This is a genomic window from Amycolatopsis acididurans (assembly GCF_012328925.1).
GTDB lineage: Bacteria > Actinomycetota > Actinomycetes > Mycobacteriales > Pseudonocardiaceae > Amycolatopsis_E > Amycolatopsis_E acididurans.
Genome location: NZ_JAAXLS010000036.1, coordinates 1 through 25,170 on the forward strand (window position 1 = coordinate 1; position 25,170 = coordinate 25,170).

At 70.4% G+C, this 25,170-nt stretch carries 18 protein-coding genes; 4 read left to right on the top strand and 14 right to left on the bottom strand.

What is annotated here, in order from left to right; all coding sequences use genetic code 11:
- Positions 1–281: 281 nt before the first annotated feature.
- The 3 genes from HFP15_RS31535 to HFP15_RS31545 form a co-directional block, all read right to left on the bottom strand.
- The gene (locus HFP15_RS31535; RefSeq protein ID WP_168520436.1) at positions 282–2,417 is read right to left on the bottom strand and encodes a phospholipase; all 2,136 of its coding nucleotides are present in this window, start codon (positions 2,415–2,417) and stop codon (positions 282–284) included.
- Positions 2,418–2,489: 72 nt separating this feature from the next.
- Positions 2,490–3,737, bottom strand: coding sequence for a GGDEF domain-containing protein (locus HFP15_RS31540; RefSeq protein WP_168520437.1), 1,248 nt, complete (start codon positions 3,735–3,737; stop codon positions 2,490–2,492).
- Between the two features lie 761 nt (positions 3,738–4,498).
- On the bottom strand, positions 4,499–5,689 hold the full coding sequence (locus HFP15_RS31545) for an MFS transporter (protein WP_168520481.1): 1,191 nt from the start codon (positions 5,687–5,689) through the stop codon (positions 4,499–4,501).
- A 391-nt stretch (positions 5,690–6,080) separates the two neighbouring features.
- Here HFP15_RS31545 and HFP15_RS31550 point away from each other — a divergent pair, with 391 nt between their 5' ends.
- A complete protein-coding gene (locus tag HFP15_RS31550) occupies positions 6,081–6,998 on the top strand; it encodes an SDR family NAD(P)-dependent oxidoreductase (RefSeq protein ID WP_168520438.1) in 918 nt (305 codons plus the stop codon).
- 136 nt (positions 6,999–7,134) lie between these two features.
- Here HFP15_RS31550 and HFP15_RS31555 read toward each other — a convergent pair whose 3' ends face one another.
- The 3 genes from HFP15_RS31555 to HFP15_RS31565 form a co-directional block, all read right to left on the bottom strand.
- On the bottom strand, positions 7,135–8,964 hold the full coding sequence (locus HFP15_RS31555) for an AMP-dependent synthetase/ligase (protein WP_168520439.1): 1,830 nt from the start codon (positions 8,962–8,964) through the stop codon (positions 7,135–7,137).
- A gap of 765 nt (positions 8,965–9,729) precedes the next feature.
- Entirely contained in the window at positions 9,730–10,551 is an 822-nt protein-coding gene (locus HFP15_RS31560; protein ID WP_168520440.1) for an inositol monophosphatase family protein, read from the bottom strand.
- A gap of 35 nt (positions 10,552–10,586) precedes the next feature.
- Positions 10,587–13,175 (bottom strand): bifunctional FO biosynthesis protein CofGH, encoded by a 2,589-nt coding sequence (locus HFP15_RS31565; RefSeq protein WP_168520441.1) that lies wholly within the window; start codon positions 13,173–13,175, stop codon positions 10,587–10,589.
- Between the two features lie 144 nt (positions 13,176–13,319).
- On the opposite strand from HFP15_RS31565, the gene HFP15_RS31570 reads away from it, so the two are divergent.
- Entirely contained in the window at positions 13,320–15,041 is a 1,722-nt protein-coding gene (locus HFP15_RS31570) for an IS1634 family transposase (protein WP_168520442.1), read from the top strand.
- Here the strand turns inward: HFP15_RS31570 and HFP15_RS31575 are convergent.
- Genes HFP15_RS31575 through HFP15_RS31585 form a run of 3 tightly spaced genes read right to left on the bottom strand, consistent with a single transcriptional unit; the run spans position 15,005 to position 18,605 of the window.
- Positions 15,005–16,666, bottom strand: coding sequence for a RecQ family ATP-dependent DNA helicase (locus HFP15_RS31575; RefSeq protein ID WP_168520443.1), 1,662 nt, complete (start codon positions 16,664–16,666; stop codon positions 15,005–15,007). The two genes, HFP15_RS31570 and HFP15_RS31575, sit on opposite strands and share 37 nt — an antisense overlap.
- Positions 16,667–16,683: 17 nt before the next feature.
- A complete protein-coding gene (locus HFP15_RS31580; RefSeq protein WP_168520444.1) occupies positions 16,684–18,183 on the bottom strand; it encodes a glycoside hydrolase family 13 protein in 1,500 nt (499 codons plus the stop codon).
- Positions 18,180–18,605, bottom strand: coding sequence for a hypothetical protein (locus HFP15_RS31585; RefSeq protein WP_168520445.1), 426 nt, complete (start codon positions 18,603–18,605; stop codon positions 18,180–18,182). The genes HFP15_RS31580 and HFP15_RS31585 overlap by 4 nt, the downstream gene beginning before the upstream one ends.
- A gap of 72 nt (positions 18,606–18,677) precedes the next feature.
- On the opposite strand from HFP15_RS31585, the gene HFP15_RS31590 reads away from it, so the two are divergent.
- A complete protein-coding gene (locus HFP15_RS31590) occupies positions 18,678–19,937 on the top strand; it encodes an erythromycin esterase family protein (RefSeq protein WP_168520446.1) in 1,260 nt (419 codons plus the stop codon).
- On the opposite strand, the gene HFP15_RS31595 is transcribed toward HFP15_RS31590, so the two are convergent.
- Together HFP15_RS31595 and HFP15_RS31600 are read right to left on the bottom strand one after the other, a co-directional pair.
- On the bottom strand, positions 19,927–20,811 hold the full coding sequence (locus HFP15_RS31595) for a PfkB family carbohydrate kinase (RefSeq protein WP_168520447.1): 885 nt from the start codon (positions 20,809–20,811) through the stop codon (positions 19,927–19,929). The genes HFP15_RS31590 and HFP15_RS31595 overlap by 11 nt on opposite strands.
- Positions 20,812–20,929: 118 nt before the next feature.
- Entirely contained in the window at positions 20,930–21,094 is a 165-nt protein-coding gene (locus HFP15_RS31600) for a hypothetical protein (RefSeq protein ID WP_168520448.1), read from the bottom strand.
- An 85-nt stretch (positions 21,095–21,179) separates the two neighbouring features.
- Here HFP15_RS31600 and HFP15_RS31605 point away from each other — a divergent pair, with 85 nt between their 5' ends.
- Positions 21,180–22,217, top strand: a complete 1,038-nt coding sequence (locus HFP15_RS31605; RefSeq protein WP_168520449.1) for a glycosyltransferase family 4 protein — start codon at positions 21,180–21,182, stop codon at positions 22,215–22,217.
- On the opposite strand, the gene HFP15_RS31610 is transcribed toward HFP15_RS31605, so the two are convergent.
- From HFP15_RS31610 to rfaE2, 3 genes are read right to left on the bottom strand one after another with little or no spacing between them, the layout of a single operon-like run.
- Positions 22,214–22,918 (bottom strand): methyltransferase domain-containing protein, encoded by a 705-nt coding sequence (locus tag HFP15_RS31610; protein ID WP_168520450.1) that lies wholly within the window; start codon positions 22,916–22,918, stop codon positions 22,214–22,216. The genes HFP15_RS31605 and HFP15_RS31610 overlap by 4 nt on opposite strands.
- Complete coding sequence (locus HFP15_RS31615) at positions 22,918–23,715, bottom strand: glycosyltransferase family 2 protein (protein ID WP_168520451.1); 798 nt, start codon at positions 23,713–23,715, stop codon at positions 22,918–22,920. The genes HFP15_RS31610 and HFP15_RS31615 overlap by 1 nt, the downstream gene beginning before the upstream one ends.
- Positions 23,712–25,160, bottom strand: a complete 1,449-nt coding sequence (gene rfaE2, locus HFP15_RS31620) for a D-glycero-beta-D-manno-heptose 1-phosphate adenylyltransferase (RefSeq protein WP_246272210.1) — start codon at positions 25,158–25,160, stop codon at positions 23,712–23,714. Before rfaE2 ends, HFP15_RS31615 begins: the two co-directional genes overlap by 4 nt.
- Between the last annotated feature and the right edge of the window lie 10 nt (positions 25,161–25,170).

Consider the following 25,170-nt stretch of genomic DNA (forward strand, 5'->3'; position numbering starts at 1 on the left):
GACGGCGGCGCGGGGGAGGTCCGCCCGAGCGGCGGCCGGACGGCGGCGAGCCCGAGGGGGAGCGCCGGACGGGACCGGCGTAGCGGGCGTCGGTGGGGCGTCCTTGCCGCGGGGGCGAGGGACGGCGCGGTCCACGCTCGTTACGCGGAGGTTCCACCCCTACGTCTCCCTTCCCCGGCTGTCGGCTACAGGGACCTGCTCACCGGAATGGACGCGCCATCCCGGGCCCCGGTTGCCGTAGCGTCGCACACGGGTGTGTGAAAGTGGTTCACAACACCCGCTCACGTGGTCTGCGCCACCGTTTTGGCGGATATGAGGTTGCCGGCAGCGGTACCCACCGCGAACAACGCGGTCGGCCCGTACACCGCGACGGTGAGCGGACCCGGCCCGTAACCCGAGGCCACCTCCAGCAGCGGCGGAACGCAGGCCAGCGCGGTCACCACCCACGTGCTCGTCGCGGCGCTCACGCCCGTGCGCACCGCGTGCAGCAGGAACACCCCGAGCAGGAGCTGGATCAGGTTCTGGATCGGATCCAGCGGCAGCCCGAGCACCGTGCCACCGGTGTCCCCGCCGAACCGGGTCAGCGCGAAGCCGAACAAGCCGATCGTCGCGTAGCCGGTGCCCAGCGCCGTGGCCGCGTGCGCGCGCCAGCCGGTCGGCCGGGAGTCGTGCAGTGGGACATACCCGTCGAAGTGTCGTTCGAACCACCAGAACACGATCAGGGCGGGCACCGCCAGCAGCCCCAGCGCCATCAGCGTCTTCGGCCCGGTGAGCCAATTCAGCGCCGCCGCGGGATCCGGCGGCAGGTACACCAGCGCGACCACCAGCAGCATCGCGGCCAGAAAGCCCAGGTAGAGGCTCATCGGAGCGCGCAGCGCGAACCGCACCGGGGCGCCGAGCCAGCGCAGTTCCGCGGCCCGGGCCAGTGGCCGTGCAAACAGCCCCAGCACGCAGAGCTGCGCCGCGCCGAGCAGGAGCAGCGGCAGCGTCGGCGCGGCGAGCGCGGGCGACGCGCCGGGCGTGCCGAGCAGGTTCGGATCGGCGCCGCCGACGGTGGTCAGCGCGACCAGCCCGGCCAGCGCCGCGACCGCGCCGGACACCAGCAGGGCCCGGTGCCTCGTGGGCAGCCTGCCGAACGCGATCTGTTGTGCCAGCAGCGCGAGTCCGAGCGCGCTGGCCGAGCGCAGCAGGTCGGAGCCGAACCAGCCGGAGCCCAGTGCGGTCAGCACCACCAGCGCCAGGAGGCCGGCCGTCGTGACGGTGGCCGCGCGCCGGTGCAGCGCCAGCATGAACGGGGTGGCCGCGACGGTGAGCAGGTAGACGGCGAGCAGCCACAGCGGGTGCAGCGCGATACCCACGATGGCCGCGTTCGTGCCCTGCGGAATGCCGAGCAACTCCAGTGCGAGCGGGACGACCAGCGCGACCACCACGAACACCAGGGCGGGCCGCAGCAGCCAGCTCGCCCGGTGCGCGACGTATTGCCGGTATCCGCCGCCGCTCTCGCGGATGTGCCGCCAGCCCGCCGCGTTCGCCCGGCCGCCCGCGAAGAAGAACACCGGTGCGAGCTGGGCGAGCCAGGTGAACGGCCACAGCCAGGCCTCGTCCGCGCCCGCCCAGCGGGCCAGCGCGAGCACCGACTCGCCGAGGATCAGCAGCACCAGGCCGGCCACCCCGAGCGTCACCCACGGCGAGGCCGGTCCCGGCGCGGTCGTCGTGACCAGCGGTCGTGCCGGGCGGGTGCGGCGCGTGTGCAGCCAGCCGCGCAGCCGGAACACGAGCAGGCAGCCGATCACCGCGACGCCGGCGAGCATCGGGCCGATCGGGTCGCCGACCGGCGGCCCCCACCGCTGGTGCCACGAGTTGACGTTCAGTCCTGCCGTGAACACCGACGCGACGAGCTGGCAGGTGCGCGGCGACCCGGCCGGTTCGATGTGGCACATGGCGTGCATGTCGGTGGACAGGCGGGAGTCCAGCGACGCCCGGACCGAAGGGGGGAGCGGCTGGCCCACCTTGTCCGCGTAGCGCAGCAGGTCGTAGCCGAGGTCGTGCGCCTTGCACGCCACGCCGTAGTCCCACTTGGTGTTGTCGTCGCCCCAGGGGGTGGAGCAACCGCCGTCGACGTGCACGGCGCGCACGGTGCCGTCCGGCGCGGCCGCCGCTCCCGGTGTGACTCCTGTCACTCGGGTGAAGTCGGCGGGCAGCAGGCTCAGCGCCGTCGGCTCGGGGCCGGGGTGGGTCAGGGCGTCGATGGCGCGCTCGGCCTGCAGGGCGCCGCCGGTGGGCGGGCCGTGGAACGGCGGCGTGGCCGGTCTGGAGGCGACGAAACCGAACCCCAGCAGCACCAGGGTCAGCACGAGCAGCCAGGCGGAGGTGGACAGGTGACGCCTCAGGCGCGGTGTCTCGGCTGGGGCGATCATAAGCTCCAGGGTGGCACTGTCGGCGGTGTTCCGGCATGGGGACAACCCCCGGATGGCGGTCGGGCCGCCACCCTAGTGGGTGCCGTGGCCGTCGGTGGCCGCCCCTCGCGCCTGCTGGTCCGTGGCGACCCGCACCTGGTTGCGGCCGCCCTCCTTGGCCTCGTAGACGGCGGCGTCCGCGGCCTGCAGCAACGTGTCGATCGTGCTTCCGTGCGCCGGGTACACAGCGACGCCGATCGAGGTCGTACGTCCGGTCACGGTGGTCGGCCCGCCGCGTTTGTCGGTGGTCGGGATGTGCAGGTCGGCGACGGCCACCCGGATCCGTTCCGCGGTCGTCTGCGCCGCGCCGTCCTCGATGTCCGGCAGCAGCACGACGAACTCCTCGCCGCCGAAGCGGCCGATCACGTCGCCGGGGCGAGTGACCTCGTCCAGCTGCTGCGCCACCATCCGCAGCACGTCGTCGCCCGCCGGATGACCGAAGGTGTCGTTGATCCACTTGAAATGGTCGAGGTCGATCATCAGCACGGCCAGCCCGTGCTCGCCCTTGCTCGCCCGCGCCATCGAACGCTGCGCGGCCTCTGTCCAGCCCCGCACGTTGAACACGCCCGTCTTCGCGTCGGTGCGTGCCTCCGACTGCAGCTGGTTGATCTCCGCCAGCCGGTTGCCCACGACGCTGATCAGCACCAGGATCGTGATCGCGGGCAGCAGGTTGACCAGCAGGATCGCGCCGACCGTGCCGAGTCCGATGGTGGAAAGGTCGAGCAGGTTGTCGGACTTGCTGCCCAGCACGTTGCGTAGCGTCGGGTTGGACGTGCCGCCCAGCGCGAGCAGTGCGCCGATGCCGATGATCTGCACACCGGCGTAGCTGACGCCGACGAGCATCAGCACGAGGAAAAGGCGCAGCTGGTTGGCGTGGTCGAGGTGCGCGAGATCGTCCTGGGACAGCCACCGGAAAAGCCGTTGTGCCGCCAGTGCCGACAGTCCCCAAGTGAGCGTGGTGAACAGGAACTTGTGCGGGGCGCGGCGCGAGTTGAACCAGCGTTGCAGCCGGACGATCGCGAGCAGCGCGAGTGTCAGGTACAGCGGAAGTACCAGTGCGGCAGGGAAAATCCAGATGCCACTCAGGTCGATGTGGACGGCGGAGAGCCGGTTACGGCGCCGTTCCTCCTGCCGTCGCGTGAGCTGGATCTGTGCGGTGGCGCAGACTGCCAGCACCCCGAGTCGCAGCCAGTCCACGTTGGACGGCACGACTTCGGTCGCCATTCCGGCCGCCAGCGCGATAACCGCGAAAATCTCCCAGCCGATGAGGAATGCGACCATCGGGCGCGGTTTCGTCCAGAGGTCCCACTGAGTCGGTTTCCTCGGTTTCGGGCGAGTTTTTCGGGGCGCGTGTCTTCCGCTAACCGAAAGATGCCCGTCGCCGAGTGCCTGCGCCGGACCGTGCCCATTCCCGGAATAATCGGAGGATGTGCTTTCTGTAGTCTTCCGGTTCTCTTCGGTTAGGGTGTGCTGCCGATGGCTTCGGGAGGTGAACACAACGATCACGTTCCTCCCACTTCTGGCCCGCCCGGCGAGTGAAGTATGGTTGCGCCCGCCACGGTGAGATTCGAACTGGTAGTAGGTATCATCCCACCACACCAGTTCCCGCTGGTCCTACGGTATCCCTGTGGGAGAATCAAGATGTATTCGGCTGCGAACCTTCGACCAGTGATCCGGTAATTTTCCCACAAACCGCAGATGGCAAGGGGAGTAGTTCCCACTACGTGGAGGTGTTTCCGCGATGCGCGACCGCGAAGCCTGAGTTCACTGAGCGTGTGTTGTTGATCGTTCTGTGTGTTTGAGGAGGTGCCCGCACATGCGTGACCGCGAGGCGTGAGCTTGTCGAAACCTCGGTTGTTCGGTGTTATTGCGGGAAGGAGTGCGCGTAATGCGTGACCGCGAGGCGTGAGCCCTGTCCGAAGATTGTTTGCCAGGCGTTTCTTTTTATCTGTTGGAGGTGGCGTCCGTGCGTGACCGCGAGGCGTGAGAATGCACCGTGCAGCAGAGCGCTCGCAGTGGCGTTCCCCGTACCCGTCCATAGGTCAGCTCCCTATGGCCGCCGGCGCGAGGACCCGGACCCGGGTCCAGGAGATGGCGACAGGCACGGCCAGCAGTACACCGGCCATACCGGCGATCGCGACCGTGCCCGCGGCGGAACCAGTCGCCTGCGCGACGGCCCCGCCCAAAGCGACACCCACACCCTGCGCCACCCGCAGGCCCGTCCGGTAAACCCCGCTGGCCCCGCCGCGCATCTCGTTCGGCACCCAGGTCGAGAACGTCGCGGTGACGGTGATGATGTAGGCGCCGATCGCGCCCGCGAGCATGAGTAGCACCAGAGCGGCGGTGAGATTGGGCTTCCACGCGAACCCGAGCAGGGTCGCGACCGAGCCGAGCGCCAGTACACCCAGCAGCCGCGTCCTGGCTTCGGCCGAGACGTAGTGGGACAGCAGGAACGCGCCGACGACGAAGCCGAGTGGGTCGGCGGCCAGCAGCCAGCCGACCGCGTGCTGCGATTCGCCCATCTCGTGGGCGAGTGGCGCCGCGAGCCCCTCGGGCACCACGGCGAGCCCGACCAACCAGGACAGTCCGATCAGCACCCGCAGCGGACGCTGCCCCGCGACCCAGCGGATCGAGCCGAACCAACTGTCCTGTTTACCGGCCGCGGCCGGACGATTCGCCACCCAGCAGCGCACGACGACGGCGGAAACAAGGAAAGTGGCGGCGTCGATCGCGAGGGCCCACGACGTACCGACCGCCGTGACCAGCAGGCCGCCGCCCCCGAGACCGAGCAGCATCACCGTGTTCATCGTGATCCCGCGCAGGTCCTGGCTGCGCAGGTACACCTCGTCGTTGGCGAAGACTTCGCGGGTGATCGCGTTCTGCGCCGCGTTCGCCGGCGCCCCGGCCAGCTGCACCGCGACCAGCAGCACGCAGAGAATGGGCAACGGCGTGCCCGGAATCGCCATGCAGCCCACGAGGACGCCCTGCACGGCCGCGGAGGTCGCCAGTACGGCCCGGCGGGGATAGCGGTCGGCGAGCTGGGAGAGCCCGAGCCCGCCGGCGAGCGCGGGTAGGAAGGTCAATGCGTAAACTATCGCGGCCCACAGCGGCGATCCGGTCCGTCCGTAGACCATGATCGCGAGTGCCACCTTGGCGAGCTGGTCACCGGCGCAGGACTGCGCCTCGGCGAACCAGAGCGCGCGGTACTCCGCGTTGCGCAGGGCCTCACGCATCCGCGGTTTCGCGCGCGTTTTCACCTTCTACCCACTCCCCCTGGTCGGTGCGCTCTGGCGTGCACCGGGGCTCACCTGCCCGTTCACCCCGGTGACATGAGAGACAACATTAAGTATGCCGTTCACTCCGCGCAGGCGAACAGTCACACCGTGACCACATAGCTCATTAAACCGACCCGAAGGGTGACCTGTCACGGCCGCTGGGCCAATCCGGGCAGACGGACGGTATCAAGAGCGACCAGTCGGTGAGTAAGTCTGGGCTGATCGGCACTCACTCGTTCAGCGCAGTCTGGTGACCGCTCGTCGCCACGCCGGGTCCGGCATGGGCGGCCACGGCGAAGACTGGTGCCAGAGGGCCGGTGCCGGGGCCGGCCAGTGGGGAGTTGGGACGATGAGCATGCAGCTGGCTGGCTTGAAGGACCGGGCGGTCGTGGTCACCGGCGCAGGCCGCGGCCTCGGCGAGGCCTTCGCGACGCACCTCGCGCACGCGGGCGTGCGCGTGGTGGCCAACGACGTCGACGCGGAGCTGGCCGAGCGTACGGCCGCCAACATCAGGGCGCACGGCGGGCAGGCCGTCGCCAGCGGCCACACCGTGACGGATCCGGCGGAGGCACAGGCACTGGTCCAGCGCTGCGTCGACGAGTTCGGCGCGATCGACGGGCTGGTCAACAACGCCGGGCTGAACTACGAGGCCCTGCCCTGGGAGGAGAACCTCGACGAGGTCCGCGAGCTGGTCGAGGTCAACGTGCTGGGCGTGATGTACACGGGCATCGCGGCGGTGAAGACCATGGTCGAGCAGGGCCGCGGTGGCGCGATCGTCAACGTCTCCTCCGGCGCCTCGCTGGGGCAGCGCAAGCTCGGCGTGTACTCGGCGAGCAAGGGCGCGGTCGCGTCGCTGACCTACTCCTGGGCGCTGGACCTGGAGGAGGTCGGCATCCGCGTCAACGCGATCTGCCCCCTCGCGCACACCCGGATGGTGTGGAAGTCGGAGCGTTCGCTGCGCAGCTGCCCGCCCGACCGCACCCCGTCCCGGATCGCCCCGCTCGTGCTGTTCCTGCTCTCCGACGACGCCGAGGGCATCACCGGCCAGCTCGTGCGCTGTAACGGGCCGCAGCTGCACATCGTGGGCCAGCCCTACCTGAAGTCGCCGATCCTGGAGCGGCAGACCTGGGACACCGAGACCGTGCGCAGGGCGTTCGACGAGGTGTTCAGCGCGCATCTGGAGCCGTACGGACTGGAGAAGCGGGTGCCGCCGCGGCTGCGGAAATGGACGGACTCGGCACCGCACACACCGCTGCGCACGGCGTGAACCTGTGGACAACCGCGTCGCTTCCGAGCGAGTGGCGCCAGTCGCAACGCTGAGTTGTCCACAGAACACGATTCGTGCCACCGCGGGGGTCCGGAGGCGCCACGATTGCCGGGTGAACCTTTTCCGTCACCTCCGACTACGCGTACAGCCCGGCGATCTCGGTGCCGTACCGCTCGTTGATCACGCGACGCTTGAGCTTCAGCGTGGGCGTGACCTCGCCCGATTCCGGCGTCCACGCCTTCGCGAGCAGCTCGTACCGTTTGATCTGCTCCACGCGGGCAAGCCGGCTGTTCGCGCTCTCCACCGCGCGCTCGATCTCCTCGCGCACCGCGGGATGCGAAGACATCGAGGCCACGTCGGTGAACTCGATCCCCTGCGCCGCCGCCCAGCCGGGCAGGATCTCGTCGTCGAGCACGATCAGCGCCGTGATGTACGGCCGGTCGTCGCCGATGGCCACCGCCTGCCCGATCAGCGGGTGCTCCTTGAGCAGGCCCTCGATCCGGGTGGGGGCGATGTTCTTGCCGCCCGAGGTGATGATCAGTTCCTTCTTGCGGTCGGTGATCCGGATGAAGCCGTCCTCGTCGATCTCGCCGATGTCTCCGGTCGCGAACCAGCCGTCGGCGTCGACGTCGGGTTTGATGGTGCCGTCGGCCTGCAGGTACCCGAGGAACACCAGCGGCCCGCGCACGAGCAACTCCCCGTCTTCAGCCACCTTGATCTCGGTGTCGGCCAGGGGTTTGCCGACCGTTCCCGCACGGAACGCGGCAGCGCAGTTGGAGGTGACGGCACCGGTGGTCTCCGACAGTCCCCACACCTCCTGGATCTCCACGCCCAGCCCGGCCATGAAGTAGAGCACCTCCACGGGCAGCGCGGCGGCGCCGCTGGAGCAGAAGTGCAGCCGGTCGAGTCCGAGCAGCCGGCGGACGGGAGCCAGCACGGTCCGGTCGGTCTCGGTGATCTGCTCCGCGAGTTCCGGCGGCACCTGTTGGCCGGAGTCGCGCAGCTTGTAGCCCCGCTGCAGCAGTTCGTTCGCGTCCAGCAGCGCCTTGCGCCGTTCCTCCGGCACGTTCGCGAGCATGTTCTTCAGGCCGGCCACCATCTTCTCCCACACGCGGGGCACGCCGAAGAAACCCTGGGGATGCACCTTGCCCAGCGCACCGGCGATCGCGGTCGGATCGGCGAGCGTGTGCACGTGCCCGGCGTAGACGATCGGCATGTAGATGGAGATCTCGCGTTCGGCGATGTGGGCCAGCGGCAGGTAGGCGATGTTGGTGCTGTGCATCGGCGTGTTGTGCAGGTCGTGCACGGCGTAGGCCTCGTGTATGGCGGCGTGGTGGGAAAGGACCACGCCCTTGGGCTCGCCGGTGGTGCCCGAGGTGTAGATCATCGACAGCGGGTCCTCGGGCCGGATGTCGGCCCAGCCGCGCTCGAACGCATCGGGGTCGGTTTCGTGCAAGGCCGCCCCTCGATCGCGGAGCTCGGCGAAACCTGTGAATCGCTCGTCGCCTGCCGGTACGGCGGTGCCGTCGATCATCACCACGTGGCGCAGCGCGGGCAGGTCACCCAGCACCTGTTCCCAGCGCTTCAGCTCGCCGAGCCCTTGGAGCACCACCACGGGTGCGCCGCTGTGCCGCGCGACGTACCTGATCTGGTCGGGGCTCAGCGTGGCGTAGGCCGTGCACGGGATGGCCCCCAGGTGCGTCGCGGCCAGGTCGGCGATCAGGTGCTCAGGGCAGCTCGGGGCCATGATCAGCATGCGGTCCCCGCGCCGCAGCCCCAGCTCGGCGAGCCCGCGCGCCACGGCCGCGACCTCCTGGCGCAGTGCGGTCCAGGTCAACGTGGGCTGGTCCTCGTTGTCGAGCGAGGTCAGCGCGGGCAGCTCGCCGTACTCGACCGCGTTGCGGCGTAGCAGCGAGAGGATGGTCTGTCCCTTGGTCCGCTCCGCGACCGACGGCTGGCTGGGCATCACTGGCCTCCTAGATGCGTCACGACCCGACGCCGCCCACTCTATGTGACGACAGACACAAGTAGGTAGCAGAGGCCGCCACCCGGGCCGGGGCGGCCCCCATCGCCGCCCGAGGTCCACAAAGGACGCCGTAGTGGCCCCGCCCTTCGCCCCACCGGGCTACCCGGAGCTGGCACACCACAAGGACTTTCGGGAGCAGATGGCCGGGATGACGGGGAGGTGTGGGAGTCGCCACCCCGGCCGTTCCTCGGGACACGGCGACCGTCGCGACCGAGAAATTCTGCCCGTCCCGCAGGGGGACTCGTTCACTTTCGCGTAAGCCTGCACGAGCGACCAGGGTCCTATGGCCCTGTTTGTTCCCGCGAACGCACCGGGCGAGAAGACAAGCCGCCAACAACATCCCGCCACGAAGCCAAGTCCGGGCGAAACCGATGCGCCGACGAGCCCAACGCCGCGCCTTGCCCCAGCACAGTGCGCGGCCCCGCAGGTCCCTACCGCACACTGAGAAAACGCGGCTGTATCAACCATCTCCGCCTACCAAACGCGGCGCGAGATTCATGCCGCCGCCGGTCGCCCTCCCTCACGATCGAGCGGCAACGCGCCCCCGACTTCCGGCGCGTGACACGCGCCCGATGGCGTCGGGCGCACGAGAGGTGTCCGCCGGTGTCCGGCGCGGCACGCGTGCCGGCCCTTTCTTCGGCGTAGGACACGCGTTCGGCGCGATCCGGCGGGCCACACGCGTCCGGTGGCGTCCGGCGCAGGACACTAGCCTCCGGTGATCGTCGCGGCGAGTTGCTCCGCGAGTTCGCGTGTCGCGGCGGCCACACCGGACCAGCGGCGTGTCAGGTCCGGGTCGACCTCCAGCAAGCGCCCCTTCGCGTCGATCATCGCACCGCCCGCCGCGGGCACCGTGACCATCGCCGTGGCGAGGTCGACGATGCGATGCGTGTCCGAGCCCGGATCGCAGAACGCGTCGACCGATCCTTCCGCGACGAGCGCGCATTCGAGGACGGTCGTGGACAGGATGCGCACCCTGGCAGCCGTGTCGGCGACGCGCCACCAGGCTTCGGCATTCCGGCGGTGCGGCCGCAGCAGGTTGACGGTCGCGTCCGCCAGCGAGGTGCATCCGCTGGTTCGGTACGGCGTCGGCTGCCCGGCGACCGCATGCCACGCGCGCCCGGTGTCCAGCCAGACGGTGAGCGCCTCGATCGCGCGGCCGTCGACGGCGACCGTTCCGGCGAAGCAGCACAGCGGCACACCGGCAGCCGCGTTCGCCGACCCGTCGACGGGGTCGACGACGAGCGTCACGGCCGAGCCGTTGTCGACGAACCCGACCTCCTCGCTGAGCAGGTTCACGCCCTGCCGCGTGGCGGCGTCGGCGATCGCGTCCTCGACGATCTGGTCCACACGCATCGTCGGCGTTCCGTCGGCGCCGTCGGCCACCTTCTCCGCCAGTTCGGCACGCGTGTGCGCCCGCCTGGCCGAGCCGTAGGCCGCGGACGCCGCCCTCGCCACGGCCGCGAGCGCGTCGTCCACGCCGCCGGGCAACTCAGGCTCCGGTACAGGCCACTCGTTCCTGGTACTCACGGGCTGATCATCGCACGCCGTGACCGCCGGACCCGCTACGAAAGCAGCGGCAGCGGGTTGCGCACAGCCTGCGCGACACCGTCACTGGCCATCGCGGCGGCGACGCGTTCCGGCGACGGGCGGCCATAGGAGGTGGTGCGCTGCACGAGCGGACGGCCGAGCGGCTCGACCATCCCGGCCAGTTCGCTGATCGTCTTGTACGAGCCGTTGTTCGCGCCCGCCATGCGGCTGATCGTTTCCTCCATCAGCGTGCCACCGAGGTCGTTGACCCCGCCCTGTAGCACCGCGCGGCACGTCTGCTCACCGAGCTTCACCCAGGAGCACTGGATGTTGTCGATCAGCCCGTGCAGCAGCAGTCGCGCCAGCGCGTGCACCGCACGGTTCTCGCGCACCGTCGTACCAGGACGCGCCAGCCCCGCCAGATAGATCGGCGCGTTCTGGTGAATGAACGGCAGCAGCACGAATTCGGTGAACCCGCGGCGCCCGGTCTTCTCCAGCGCCCGCCGCTGAAGTTCCGCGATCAGCTTGATGTGGCCGACCCAGTGCGCGGGCGTGTCGACGTGGCCGTACATCATCGTCGAAGTCGTCGGGATGCCCAGTTCGTGGGCGGTCGAGATGACCTCGATCCAGCTGGACGTCGGCAGCTTGCCCTTCGTCAGCACCCACCGCACGTCGTCGTCCAGGATCTCCGCCGCCGTGCCGGGCAACGAGTCCACACCGGACTCGTGCGCACGGGTCAGCCAGTCCTTGATGGACAGATTGGTCCGCGACGCGCCGTTGACGACCTCCATCGGGCTGTAGGAGTGCAGATGGATGTCCGGTTGGCGCCGCTTCACTTCCGCGGCCAGGTCGAAATACGCCGTGCCGGGCATGTCCGGATGGATGCCGCCCTGCATGCAGATCTCGGTGGCGCCCGCTTCCCACGCCTGGTCCACCCGGTCCCCGACCTGCGACAACGAAAGTGTGTACGCGTCGGCATCGGTGCGGCGCTGGGCGAACGCGCAGAAGCGGCAGCCCGTGTAGCAGACGTTCGTGAAGTTGATGTTGCGCGTCACGACGAAGGTGACATCGTCGCCGACCACGTCGCGGCGCAGCCCGTCGGCCAGCGAGGCGAGCGCGTCGAGTTCCGCGCCATCGGCGTGCAGCAGCGCAAGAGCGTCCTCATCGGACAGTCCGGCGGGGTCCTTTTCCGCTCGGCGCAACGCGGCCGCGATGTCGGTGTCCATCCGGCGTGGTGCGCTCGGCACCTTTTCGGCGAGTTCGTTCCAGTCGCCGTACACCGAGTCGAAATCGCTGCGGCGGTCGCTGGTCCTGCCGATCGTGTCCACTTCGACGTGCAGGTCGGTCCGTCCCTGCTCCTGCCAGCCGCCGTCCGGCTCCTGCCACGGCTTGCCTTCGGGCTTGACGTCGAGCGCGAGACCCGTGCCCGGCTCGGCCAGCGCGGCGACGTGCCCGGCAACGCGCGGGTCCAGCCACGGCTCGCCCGCGACGACGTACTCGGGATAGATCGTCAGCCGCTCCCGCAGTTCGAACCCGGACGCCGACGTCTGCCTCGCCAGCTCGTCGATCTGCGGCCACGCGCGCTCGGGGTTCACGTGGTCCGGCGTGAGCGGCGAAACCCCGCCCCAGTCGTCGATCCCGGCGCGCAGCATCATCGAGTACTGGCTGCCGATCAGGTTCGGTGGCGCCTGGATGCGCATTTTCGGCCCGAGTACCAGGCGCGCGACGGCGATCGTCGCGGCGAGTTCCTGCAGATCGGCGTCCGGTGTGGCGCGCATTTTCGTGTCCGGCTTGGCGCGGAAGTTCTGCACGATGACTTCCTGAATGCCGCCGTAGGCGCGCGCCGCCTTACGGATGGCGAACAACGCGTCGGCGCGTTCGGAGTAGTTCTCGCCGATCCCGATGAGAATCCCGGTGGTGAACGGAACCGAGCTGCGCCCGGCGTCCTCGAGCACCCGGAGCCGGACGGCGGGTTCCTTGTCGGGCGAGCCGTAATGCGGCCCGCCGCGTTCGCTCCACAGGCGGGTCGCGGTGGTCTCCAGCATCATTCCCATCGACGGCGCGACGGGCTTGAGCCGCTGGAAGTCCTGCCAGGTCAGTACGCCGGGGTTCAGGTGCGGCAGCAGGCCGGTCTCCTCGAGCACGAGGATCGCCATCGCGCGGACGTAGGAGAGCGTGTCGTCGTAGCCGTGGGCGTCGAGCCACTCGCGCGCGGCCTTCCACCGGTCCTCGGGGCGGTCGCCGAGTGTGAACAGTGCTTCCTTGCAGCCCATGGCCGCGCCCTCGCGCGCGATTTCGAGTACTTCGTCGGGCGAGAGGAACGGTGCGTCCACTTTGCCCGGCACGGTCGCGAATGTGCAGTAGCCGCAGCGGTCGCGGCACAGGCGGGTGAGCGGGATGAACACCTTGCGGCTGTAGGTGATGACTCCTTCGCGGCCGGCGGCGGTGAGCCCGGCGTCGCGGATGCGGGACGCGTGGTCGGAAAGTGCTTCGAGATCCTCGTCGCGGGCGTGCAGCAGCACGGTCGCCTCGGCGATGTCCAGCGTCTTGCCGTCGCGCGCGCGTGCCAGCGCACGACGCATCGCGGAGGCGGTCGGGCGGTCCTGCGAGTCAGCGGAAGCCATGTGGCCAACGTAAGTGCGGGGCGCGATGCTTCTCCATCACCACGTTGGTGGCCGGGTCCGTGCCGTGTTGGGCCGAACTGTTTCCGCAGCTCAGCGAGGTTGATCTCGTTGCGGGACGCTGTGCGGGCGTGTATTACCTAAAGTGTGGCATCGATCGTCGGGAAGCGGATCAACGGGCGGACCTACTACTACCTCGTGACCTCGGAGCGGGTAGCGGGCAAGCCGCGCATTTCCGAACAGCGCTACCTGGGTTCGGCGGCGGACGTCGCCGCGGCGCTCGACGGCGGAGGTGCGCTGCCCGAGCACACGAAGCACCTGAATTTCGGCGCGGTGGCCGCGGTCTGGGCCACCCTGGAGCAACTCCAGGTGGCGGAGGCGATAGACGAGGCGATCAGCCGCCGCGGCAAGGGACCGGAGACCGGTGACCCGGCCGCGGGAACCGCACCGGCCCGCATCCACGCCGCCCGAGCCCAGGTCACCGCCCGCGCCCGGCCTGTCCGCGGCGGGGGCAAGGGCGGGGGCAAGGGCAGAGGCCGGCCGTCGCCGGGCATGTATCTCGCGCTCGCGGTGCTTCATCGGGCCACCGCCCCGGGCTCGACGTTCGCCGAGTGGTGGGGGGCTTCGGCGGTCCAGCGGTTCATCCGGCCCCGCCTGCCCGCGGACGCCGTGACCGACGACGAGTTCTGGCGCGCCACCCGCCGCCTCACCAGGGACCAGCTCCAGCGCATCGAGGAAGCCGTCTCGTCTCGCATCACGGCCGCGTTGCCCGGCGCGGCGGCACTCGCGGTCGACATCCCCGGCTTCGCGACGTACGCCCAGTCCGACACCGCCGCCGCGACCCTCGCCGGGCTCAGTGCCATCGTCACCCGCGACGGGGCGATCCCCCTCGTTTCGCACGTGTACCGCCGCGACTCCGCCGGCATGGTCCCCTTCGGCGTCGAGGCCGACCGGCTCGCAGCCCGCCACCCCGGACCGGTCACCGTCGTCTTCGACACCGGGCAGCACGCGCAACTCGACCTCGACTCCGGACTGCACTTCGTCGGCGCGCTCCCGCTCGGCGACTACCCCGACCTGCTCAGCCGCCCCGCCTCCGGGCGCCGGCCGGTCGATCCTCTCCGCTTCGCCGGGCTCACCGCGCTCGACACCCGCGCACTCGTCTTCGGCACGCACCGCCGGGTCGTGCTCACCCACTCCGCCCGCCTGCACGCCGCCCAGGCCCGCGGCTTCGCCCAGGCCCTGTCCAACGCCACCCGCCAGCTGGACGGCCTCGCGCTCGCGCTCGCCACCGGCCGCAACCGCAGGCCACGCGAGCAACTGCTCACCGACATCGCCCGCATCACCCGCGTGCGCGCGGTCGACCGCGTCCTCACCGCACGCCTCACCGGCACCAAACCCGGCGAGCTCCGCCTCGAGTACCGCATCGACGAAACCGCCCGCACCCGGCTGGCCGAGGAGTATTTCGGCAAACAGCTCCTCGTCACCGACCACGACGACTGGCCCGTGCTCGACGTGATCACCGCCTACCGGGCGCGCTACCACCTCGACTCGACGTTCCGCGTGCTCAACAGCGCCTTCGTCGCCGCGCCCGCGCCACGCTGGGACTGGACCGAACACCGCATAGCCGTGCACTCACTGGTCAGCGTGCTCGCGACCGCGGTCACCCACCTCCTGCGCCAGGAGGCCGACCGCGCCGGAGTCGACCTGTCCGTCCGCGAACTGCTCGACCAGCTTTCCGGGATCGGCGAGACCGTGCTGCGTTACCCGTCGACGGGGGGCAGGCCGCGCACCCGCCGCGTGCTCACGTCGCTGTCGCCGACGCAGCAACACCTCTACGAGCTGTTCGGCCTCGGGCGGCTGGCCCCCTGACCGCCGGCCGGCGTAATCAGTTGATTGGCTTCCTCGGTGAGCAGGCCGCCCGACTCGACCGCGCGCACCGACAGCGTCCGGTAGCCGGCTTCGTCGAACAGCACGGTCAGGCGCTCGGCGTCGCGGCGCACGACCTGCCCCGGTCCCCACTCGCGGTGCCGGACGACGCTGCCGGCGGCGAACGGCCCGCCGGGCTCGGGCGCGTGTTCCTCCGCGACACCCGCCTCACAGGTGTCGCAGTGACCGCACGGCTCGTCGGCGACCTCACCGAAATAGCCGAGCAGGAACTGGCGGCGGCACGAGCGGGTCTCGGCGTATTCGCGCATGACCTCGATCCGCGACCGGGCGAGATCCTTGCGGCGCCGCGCGATCTCGGTCGCGGCCTCGACGGGCTCCCCGCCTTCGTAGGCGAACCGGCCGCCGCGCGCGCGAATCACCTCGGCCTGCTCCAGCAGGTTGAGGTTGTTCATGGCACGCCGGTGGGACTGGGCCACCGCCTCGTCGATCTCCCGGGGACTCGCCGGGCCCTCATGGTCCTCGACCACGCCCGCGACCTCGCGCACCCCCTCGGTGTCGAGCGGGCGGGACGTGAGGAACTTCTGCAGGCCAAGGTCTTCCGGCCGGTAGAACAACACGGCTTCGGCGGGTTCCCCGTCGCGGCCCGCCCGGCCGATCTGCTGGTAGTACGAGTCGAGCGACTCCGGCACCGAGGCGTGCACGACGAAGCGCACGTCCGGCTTGTCGATGCCCATCCCGAACGCCGAGGTCGCGATCACCACGTCCAGGTTGCCGGCAAGGAATTGCTCGTGCACCCGCTCGCGTTCGGACGGTTTCATCCCGGCGTGGTAGGCCGCCGTCCGTTCGCCGAGTGCCTCGGCGTAGCGCCCGGTGTCCTTGCGCGTCGCGGTGTAGACGAGCCCGGGTTTGGCCGCGCTGCGCACCCAGTCCAGAACCGCGTCGCGTTTGTCCTCGTCCGTGCCCGCCTGCCGCACGGCGAGGTGCAGGTTCGGCCGGTCGAACCCGGTCACCACGCGGGCCGGATCGCGCATCCCGAGATAGCGCACGATGTCGTCGCGCACCGGGGCGCCGGCCGTGGCGGTCAGCGCGAGCACCCTGGGATGCCCGAGTTGTTCGATGACGTGCCCGAGCCGGAGGTAGTCGGGCCGGAAGTCGTGGCCCCAGGCGGAAACGCAATGTGCCTCGTCGATGACGAACAGGCTGGGCGCGGCCTCGGCGACCTGCTCGAGCACCTCGTCCTTCGCGAGTTGTTCGGGGGAGAGGAACAGGTATTCGGCCTCGCCTTCGCTGACGGCGTCCCACGCTCGATCGCTCTCCCCGGCCCGCTGCGCCGAGTTGACCGCGACGGCCTCCGGTGCCCGGCTGTCCTCGATCTGGCCGACCTGGTCGCGCTGCAACGCCGTCAGCGGCGACACGACCAGAGTCGGGCCACGCAGCAACAGCGCGGGAACCTGGTAGATCGCGGATTTCCCGGACCCGGTGGGCATGACCACCAGCACGTCGTGCCCGTCGATCAGCTGCTCCATCGCGGTGAGCTGTTCCGGCCTGAGGTCGGACCAGCCGAAGGTCTTACGCGCGGCTTCGCGCAACTGCTCGATGGTGGACACCGTTGCCAGGTTCCCCGTCACGACCGGTGGAAACCTGCGTTGAGCCAGACGGCCGCGCCGGGCGGCAGCAGGGTCGCGTCCGGCAGTGGCTCGCTCGCCAGCAGCACCTCCGCCTCCGGAAGCCGGTAACCGCAGCCGGACACGTTGACCACGCACAGAAGACCCGGCTCGCGACGGAAGGCGAGCACCCCGTCCGGACTGTCCAACCAGGACAGTGAACCGGAACCCAGTGCGGGGTGTTCGTGGCGAAGCGCCAGAACCTTCCGGTACAACGCCAGCATCGAGCCGGGATCGGCCTCCTGCGCCTGGGCGGTGAGCGACTGCCAGTGTGCGGGTTGCGGCAGCCAGGGATCGCCGCCGAAACCGAACGGCGGTGCGGAACCCTTCCAGGGCAGGGGAATCCGGCATCCGTCGCGTCCGTCGATGTCCTGCCGCCGTGCGGGCGGCAGATCGACCTCCTCGAGCCCGAGTTCCTCTCCCTGATAGACGTAAACGCCGCCGGGCAGCGCGTGCATCAACAGGACCGCGGCGCGCGCCGCGCGGACGCCGTAGCGGGACACATGCCGCGTGACGTCGTGGTTGGACAGCACCCACGTGGCGGGCGCGCCGACCTCGCCGAGTGCGGCCAAGCTCGTATCGATCACGGTGCGCAGCGCGCCGGCATCCCATTCACAGCGCAGGAAATCGAAGTTGAACGCGGTGTGCAGCTCGTCCGGGCGCACGTACCTGGCGAGCCGGTCCGGCCGGTCGACCCACGCCTCGGCGACGAAGATCCTTTCCCCGCCGTAGGTTTCGCTGATCCGGCGCCAGGACCGGTAGATCTCGTGGACCCCGTCGCGGTCCCAGTGCGGATGGTCGGCGCGGTCGGGCGGCTCGACGAGCCCCTCGTGCTCCGGGCCGATGTCCGGCAGCGCGGGGTCCTTGACCAGCCCGTGCGCTACGTCGATGCGGAAACCGTCCACGCCTCGGTCGAGCCAGAACCGCAGTATGTCCTCGAACTCCGTGCGCACCCCGGGATGCGACCAGTTCAGATCCGGTTGCGCCGAGGCGAACAGGTGCAGGTACCACTGCCCGTCGGCGACCCGCGTCCACGCGGAACCGCCGAAGACGCTCCGCCAGTCGTTGGGTTCGTCGCGGAAGACATATCTTTCGCGTTCGGGCGATCCGGGACCCGCGGCCAGCGCCGCCTGAAACCACGGATGCTTCTCGGAGGTGTGGTTGGGCACCAGGTCGACGATCAGCCGCAGACCGTGCTCGTGCGCCGCCTCGATCAGCTCCTCGGCGTCGGCGAGCGTGCCGAACATCGGGTCGATGCCGCGATAGTCGGCGACGTCGTAGCCGCCGTCGGCCATCGGCGACGGGTACCAGGGCGTGATCCACAGCGCGTCCACACAGAGATCGCGCAGGTAGGGCAGGCGGGACCGCAGTCCGGCGAGATCGCCGATCCCGTCACCGTTGCCGTCGGCGAAACTGCGCAGGTAGATCTCGTAGACGACCGCGTCCCGCCACCAGGTCATCGGAGGCCGTGCACCCACGTCACGAGGTGAACCAGCGCGTCGAGACGGCCGAGCGGATTCGGATCGGCCGCGATGAAATCGAGATGCAGGCGCGCGTTGTCGTGGTCGTCGTTGAGCTCGGCCAGCACGGCACGCAGCGTCGCGCGCAGCGGCGGCGGCAGTTCGTCGACCTCGACGTCGTCGGTCAGCTCGACGCTGAACACGTCGCCGGGCGAGATCTCGCTCGACCGTGCGCGGACCAGGTGCGCGAGCACCGTCAGCAACTCGCCGAGCAGCGGCCGCAGCAGCGAATGCTCGGGTGCCTGCCTGCCGATGAGCCGGGGAACGAGCCCGGCGAGGGTGTCGAAGTCCTCCCGGTCGACCACGTCCACCAGTTTCCCGGCCAGTTCCCGCGCGCTGTCCTGAAGATTCCCGTGAGCCATCGAAGTCCCGGATTCCCGCGGCATGCCCGGCGAAACCTGTTTGACCAGCGCGGGAATGGGTAACGGCGAGGCATGGACCCGATCGAGCAGGTGCGCCGGGACGCGCTGCCGCTGCATGGTGTCGGCGATCTCGATCCGTTGCTGCGGCGTATCGGCGACGCGCGGTTCGTGCTTCTCGGCGAGGCCTCGCACGGCACCGGTGACTTCTACGCCTGGCGCGCGGAGCTGACCCGGCGGCTGGTCGTCGAAAAGGGATTCTCGTTCGTCGCGGTGGAAGGGGACTGGCCGGACTGCCACGAACTGCACTGCTGCCTCGCGGGCGCGCCCGGCGTGCCGAACGATCCCGAGCAGGTGCTGTGGAATTTCGGCCGGTGGCCCCGCTGGATGTGGGCGAACGAGGAGGTCGTGGAGTTCGCGCGGTGGCTGCGGCAGTTCAACACGGGGCGCACGGGCGGGCCACCGATCGGGTTTCACGGGCTCGACGTGTACAGCCTGCACGAGTCGTTGCGCGCGGTGCTGGCCTACCTGCGCGAACACGAGCCGGATCAGGTCGGCAAGGCGCTCGCGGCCGTGCGCTGCTTCGAGCCCTACCACGAGGATCCGGCCGAGTACGCCGTCGTGCCGCGCAGCTGCGAACCCGAAGTGGTGGAACTGCTGACCGAAATGCGCCGCGCCGCGTACGGCAAACCGTTGCCCGCGTTGGACCCGCGGTTCGTGGCGAGGCAGAACGCCGAGGTCGCGGCCGGTGCCGAGCGGTACTACCGGGAGATGCTGCGCGGGGACCGGCGGTCCTGGAACATCCGTGACCGCCATATGGCCGACACGCTCGACCGGTTGACGGAGGTCTACGGACCCGGCGCGAAAGCGGTGGTGTGGGAGCACAACACGCACATCGGCGACGCCCGCGCGACGGACATGGCCACCCGCGGGATGGTCAACGTCGGCCAGCTGGTGCGGGAGCGGCACGCCGACGAGGGCGTCGTGGCCGTCGGTTTCGGTAGTCACCGCGGTTCGGTGATCGCGGCCGATCGCTGGGGTGCCGCGCCTCGCCGGATGCCCGTGCCGGGCGCGCGGGAGGACAGCGTCGAAGGGTTGCTGCACCGGGCCGTGCCGGACGCGGACACGCTGTTCCTGCTGCCGGAAGACCACAGTGGATGGTCCGGGCAGCTGCGCGGGCATCGCGCGATCGGCGTCGTCTACGAACCGGCGACCGAGTTCCGCGGCAACTACGTGCCGACCGTGCTCTCCCGCCGATACGACGCGTTCGTCCACTGTGACCACGCGACCGCGCTGAGCCCGCTGCACGGCTTCGAGCGCGAGCTCACGCATTGAGCAGGTCCAGGCTCAACCGGGGCCTGCCTCCGGCGTGGCGGCCGGTCTGCGCCGCCGCGGCGACCGCGAGGCGCGCGGCCTCCGGTACGGGCTTGCCGGCGACGAGCCCGTACGTCAGCGTCGCGACCAGCGCGTCACCGGCACCCGTGGTGTCCACGACCTCCACTTCGGCCAGCGGAAGGAACTCGTATCCGGCTCGGGTCACGAACACGTTTCCCTGGCCGGAAACCTCCAGCACGACGAGGGACAGGCCGTACTCCAGCAGGGAATTCCCCACCTCCACGGCGGACTGAACGTCGGGAATCGCCCTGCCGGCCAGCAGCTCCGCCTCACGGGCGTCCGCGCGCAGGACGTCGGCATAGGCGAGCACGTCCGGTTCTGGCGCGCCGTCGAGCACGACCTTCGCGTCGGCCGCGCGGGCCAGCCGGGCGGCCTCCAGCGTGGCGACCGGGGGCTGCTGCAACTGGACCACGACGGCCTCGGCCGCGTAGATCTGCTCCGACGCGGCGAACACGTCCCGTTCGGTGACCAGTAGATCGGACGGGACGTGCTCGAGGTAGCGCCACTGGCCGTGATCGTCCACAACGTCCACGATCAGCGCGGTCTCGGCGCCGGTTCGCCGCACCACTTGCGACACGTCGACGTGGTCGGCCTTGGCGTGCGCCAGCAGTTGCTCGCCCGTGTGGTCGTCGCCGATCACGCCGACCAGCGACACCGGGACGCCCAGCTGCGCCAGCCCGACGGCCTGGTTCGCGCCTTTGCCGCCCAGGATCTCGCGGCGGGAGCGGACCGGCGCCGAAGTGCCTGCCCCGGGGAACTCGCCGGTGCGCAACACGAGGTCGCGGGCGATCTGTCCAACTACGACAACCGTCACAGGTTTGGCCTTTCCTGACGCCGGGTAGGCCAAGATCGTGCGCGACCCCGGCCGGAGCGCTGCTGTGCCGGCCGTGCCGGCGGCGTGACTGTAGTGCCCCCTCCGGTCACGCCGCCTTTCATTTCTTCCCGGCGTCGGGCTGGGCTCGGTCGGCGGTGCCGGGAACGGCGGGATCGCGGCCGTCGGCGTCGCGGCTGTGCCTGGTCACGTTGTCCTTGCGTTCGGCGAGCTCGGGGCCACCCCATTTGTCCCGGTCCTTGTCTTCGAAGCGATGTCTGCCCATGATTTCCTCCCATGCCGACACTGCATCGCGGGGTTTCCCACTAGCCACGTGTGTGAAACCCGGACCAGGGGTACCCGGCAGGCCGATGGCCTCTCCTCACGTCACGCTGGTCGTGGACAACCACACGTTCGGCGCTCCCGAGTCCCACACCATTCGCTTGCTGCGTCACCTGCCGCACTGGGTGCGGCGGAGTGTGGTGGTCAGCTCCGAGGTCGCGGGCCCGTTCCTGCGCGAGTGTCCCGACGTCCACGTGGTGCCGGGTTCGCGCGGGCACCTGTGGGCGCCCGCGATCAGGGCCGCGCTGGGCGAACTCGCGCCTGACGTCGTGCACGTCGACCTTGCCGATCAGTCGACGAATCTGGCGGCCCTGCGCGCCGCCGAGGACGCCGCCCCGGTCGTCGCCACGTTGCACGGCCGGACGGATGCGCGCCCCCGCGACGCGTGGGACACCTACCGGCGCCTCGCCTGCGCCATCGCGCCCACGCAGGGCCTGGTCGAGGAGCTGAGCGGGCTCGGTGCCCTGCGTACCGCATTGATCCGGCACGGCGTCGAGGTGCCGGACGAGCCGGTGCCGCCGTCCTCGCGGTCACCTGTCGTGGTCGGCGCGCTGGGACCGCTCGTCACGGGCGGCGGCGTGGACCGGTTGTTGCAGGCGGCCGCCACGCTGCGCAGGCGTGGCCGGAGGTTCACCCTGCTCGTCGCCGGCGATGGCCAGGACCGCGCGGCGCTGATCGACCGGGCACGCGGCCTGCCGGTACGTTTCACCGGTCCCGTCGCCGACCTCGCGGCATTCGTGCGGCGGCTCGACGTGTGCTGCGTGCCCGCCCCGGAGGACCTCGCGGCCACCACGGTCGATGTGCTGGCCTTCGGGCTGCCGTGCGTCACGACCGCGGTCGGCGACACGACGAACGCGCTGGCGGGCGCGGCGGCGATCGTGCCGCCACACGACGTGCCCGCGCTGACCGGATCGCTGGACCGGCTCGTGACCGATGCGGCGTTGCGGGCGAAACTCGCGCGCGCCGCACGGGAACGAGTCCTGCGCGACTTCGACATCCGGCGGACGGCCGCCGAGACCGCCCGCCTCTTTCTGTCCACTTCGGACGACTGGTCGGCCGCGGGTTAGTCGAAGAAGCGGGCCAGCTCGGCTTCGCCCGGCAGGTCTTCGCCGTTCTTGTTGGGCCGCAGCTCCGCGAAAATGCTGGCGCCGTCGCACCCCGCGTGCAGCGGAGACCACGTGCGCGGCGCGCCCGGACGGCGGCAGATTCCCTTGAACGTCTGCACGTCCAGCATCCGCACGTGGGTCGGATCGGCGACGGCGTTGACGTAGCGCCACCACGGGGACAGGATGAACGCCACCCCGTCCGGCCGCAGCACCCGGTGCACCTCGTCCACCAGCGGCAGGAAATCCAGCAGATGCTCCAGGATGTGCACGAGGAACACGCGGTCCGCCGAATCGTCGGCGAAGGGCAGCGCGCCGGAGACGTCCGCGAGCACACTCACCTCGGACGTCGGGAACAGGTCCACGCCCACGTTTCCCGGATACTGCTTCTGCCCGCCGCAGCCGAGATCGAGCACCACCGGATCCCGGCCGCCGACGCGCACCCGGTCCCACACGCCGAGCACGCCGTCCAGCCGCCCGATCAGCGAACGGGCGGTGTCGAGCTGCTCGGCCGTGCCGGCTTCGCCGGTGAGATGCGCCACGCCGCGGTCGAACCGCACGTCGATGCCGAGGTCGCGCACCCGTTCGTCGTACTTCCACATCTCCCGCACGGCGCGGTCGAGAAAGTCGTCCCGTTTCCGCAGCCGCTGGTCGGACAGAGCCATCAAACCGCCTCGTATGCTTGCAGGTTGCGTTCCGTCACCGTGGTCGGCGACTCCAGGTGCACCGCCCCGGTGGGCAGGATCCCGGCGCCGCCGTACTTGGCCATCACGCGCGTCTGCGCGAGCACGTCCTCACCGCAATGCTCGGCGGGAAGGTCGCGCCAGAAGTCGAAGGCGCCGGCCGAGAGCAGCAGTTCCCGGTCGTAGAGCACGCATCCGCCCACCCAGGCCACCTTGTACGCTGTCCACTTGGGACGGTGTGCGACCAGATCGGACAGGTGCGCGGGGTTCGCGGCATTGTGCAGCGTCCACCGATCCCACGCGGGCGATTCCGGATCGACCTCTTCCGGTTGCGGCCTGCTTTCCCACTCCTCGTACGGGGTCAGCTCGTGCGGCCGGAAATCGTCCATATAGGACAGACCCTGCACGGCGTTGCCGACGAATCCGCATTCCAGTTCCGTGATCGCCGAATGCATCCGGGCCAGCGAACCCCGTTCGAGCCAGACGTCGTCGTCGAGGAACAACACGTACCGCGCGCAGGCCCGCTCCAGCAGGTGCGCGCGCTGCTGCGCCAGCCCGCGCCGTGGCAGGTTCCGGCTCAACCGCACCGGATGCCCGTCGCGTTCCAGCACGCGGATCATCGCCATGGCCGCCGGCGAGTCGTAGCCGGGTTCGCCTTCGGACTGGTCGGCCACGATCACCGCGAAGTCCGCGAACTCCTGTGCCGCCAGACCGGACAGCGTGACCGCCAGTTCCGCCGGGCGGTCACACGTCGGGACGAGCACGTCGATCTCGGTCATCGCACCTCCCCGACGGCCGAGCGGATCTTCTCGATCACCGACGAGGTCGAGCGGTCCGGCACGTAGCCCAGCGACCGCACCTCGCCGCCGTAGGAGCGCACGACCGGCGCCTCGGCGAGCATGCTTTCGGTGTAGTCCCCGCCCTTGACGTACAGTTCCGGCTTCAGGCGCCGCAGCAGGTCGATCGGGGTGTCCTCGTCGAACACGGTCACGTGGTCGACGCAGCTCAGCGCGGACAGGACGGCCGCGCGGTCCTGCGCGCCGTTGACCGGCCGGTCCGGCCCCTTCAGCCGCCGCACGGAGTCGTCCGAGTTGAGCGCCACGACCAGCACGTCACCGTGCCGCTTGGCCTCGTTGAGGTAGCTGATGTGTCCCCGGTGCAGCACGTCGAAACAGCCGTTGGTGAACACGACGCTGCGCCCCGCCTCGTGGTGGCGCGCCACGATGTCCGCGAGGTCGTCGGTGCCGAGCGCGGCGTCGCGGTCCAGCGTCGCCGCGAGCTGGGTCCACGTGCACACCGAGGTCCCGTGCTCGCGCACCACCACGCCGGCCGCGGCCTGCGCCAGCTCCATTCCGCCGCGCAGCGGCAGCCCGGCCGCGATGCCGAGGCAGAGCGCCGCGCAGAAGGTGTCCCCGGCGCCGCTGGCCCGGCTTTCCGGCGCGGGCTCGGCCCAGGTGCGATACGGCGGCTCGTCCGGCGTGAGCAGCAGCGCGCCCTCACGATCGAGGGTCACGACGACGGCTTTGGCGCCGGTCGCCTCGAGCAGTTCCGCTCGGTGGCGCTCGAAGAACGCCGCGCGATCGTCCTGCGGTGCGGGCCCCAGCTGCTGCGCGGCCTCCGTCGCGTTCGGCGCCACCAGGCCGGGGCGGGTGTCCCGCCATCGCGACGGGTCGTGTGCGTCCACCGCGAGCAGCGGCACGTCGATGCTTCCGATGGCGGCGCGCACCTCGTCGCCGAGCAGGCCGTTGTCGTAGTCGCACACCAGCAACGCGTCGGCGTCCTCGGTCGCCGCGCGCAGCGCCGCCACCACCGACTGTGCCGGTGCCGGATCGGTGTCGCCCTCGTCGAACCGCACGAGCACCTGGTCGTCGGCGACGACACGGTGTTTGCGCACGGTGCGGCGCCCCGGGGCGAGCACGACGTGCCGGGTGTCCACACCCTGGCGCGTCAGTGCGTCCCGCAGCTCGTGTCCGGCTCCGTCGTCACCGAGCACGCTCACGAACCGCACGCGCGCGCCCATGGCGGCCAGATTCACCGCGGTGTTGGCCGCGCCGCCCGGCGACGACGCGCGGTGCCCGACGTCCACGACCGGCGCCGGTGCCTCCCGGCTGACGCGTGCGCAGTGCCCGGAAAGCCACACGTCCATGATCGCGTCCCCCACGACGACGACTTCGGGCCGATGGACCGAAAGCCGTTCGATGGTTTCCGCCGTGATGGCCGTCATCTCCACCTCC

Bases quoted from the DNA above. Each gene is read 5' to 3' on its own strand.
- HFP15_RS31535 (WP_168520436.1), bottom strand. From the start codon at position 2,417: ATGATCGCCCCAGCCGAGACACCGCGCCTGAGGCGTCACCTGTCCACC.
- HFP15_RS31540 (WP_168520437.1), bottom strand. From the start codon at position 3,737: ATGGTCGCATTCCTCATCGGCTGGGAGATTTTCGCGGTTATCGCGCTG.
- HFP15_RS31545 (WP_168520481.1), bottom strand. From the start codon at position 5,689: ATGCGTGAGGCCCTGCGCAACGCGGAGTACCGCGCGCTCTGGTTCGCC.
- HFP15_RS31550 (WP_168520438.1), top strand. From the start codon at position 6,081: ATGAGCATGCAGCTGGCTGGCTTGAAGGACCGGGCGGTCGTGGTCACC.
- HFP15_RS31555 (WP_168520439.1), bottom strand. From the start codon at position 8,964: ATGCCCAGCCAGCCGTCGGTCGCGGAGCGGACCAAGGGACAGACCATC.
- HFP15_RS31565 (WP_168520441.1), bottom strand. From the start codon at position 13,175: ATGGCTTCCGCTGACTCGCAGGACCGCCCGACCGCCTCCGCGATGCGT.
- HFP15_RS31580 (WP_168520444.1), bottom strand. From the start codon at position 18,183: ATGACCTGGTGGCGGGACGCGGTCGTCTACGAGATCTACCTGCGCAGT.
- HFP15_RS31585 (WP_168520445.1), bottom strand. From the start codon at position 18,605: ATGGCTCACGGGAATCTTCAGGACAGCGCGCGGGAACTGGCCGGGAAA.
- HFP15_RS31590 (WP_168520446.1), top strand. From the start codon at position 18,678: ATGGACCCGATCGAGCAGGTGCGCCGGGACGCGCTGCCGCTGCATGGT.
- HFP15_RS31600 (WP_168520448.1), bottom strand. From the start codon at position 21,094: ATGGGCAGACATCGCTTCGAAGACAAGGACCGGGACAAATGGGGTGGC.
- HFP15_RS31605 (WP_168520449.1), top strand. From the start codon at position 21,180: ATGGCCTCTCCTCACGTCACGCTGGTCGTGGACAACCACACGTTCGGC.
- HFP15_RS31610 (WP_168520450.1), bottom strand. From the start codon at position 22,918: ATGGCTCTGTCCGACCAGCGGCTGCGGAAACGGGACGACTTTCTCGAC.
- HFP15_RS31615 (WP_168520451.1), bottom strand. From the start codon at position 23,715: ATGACCGAGATCGACGTGCTCGTCCCGACGTGTGACCGCCCGGCGGAA.
- rfaE2 (WP_246272210.1), bottom strand. From the start codon at position 25,160: ATGACGGCCATCACGGCGGAAACCATCGAACGGCTTTCGGTCCATCGG.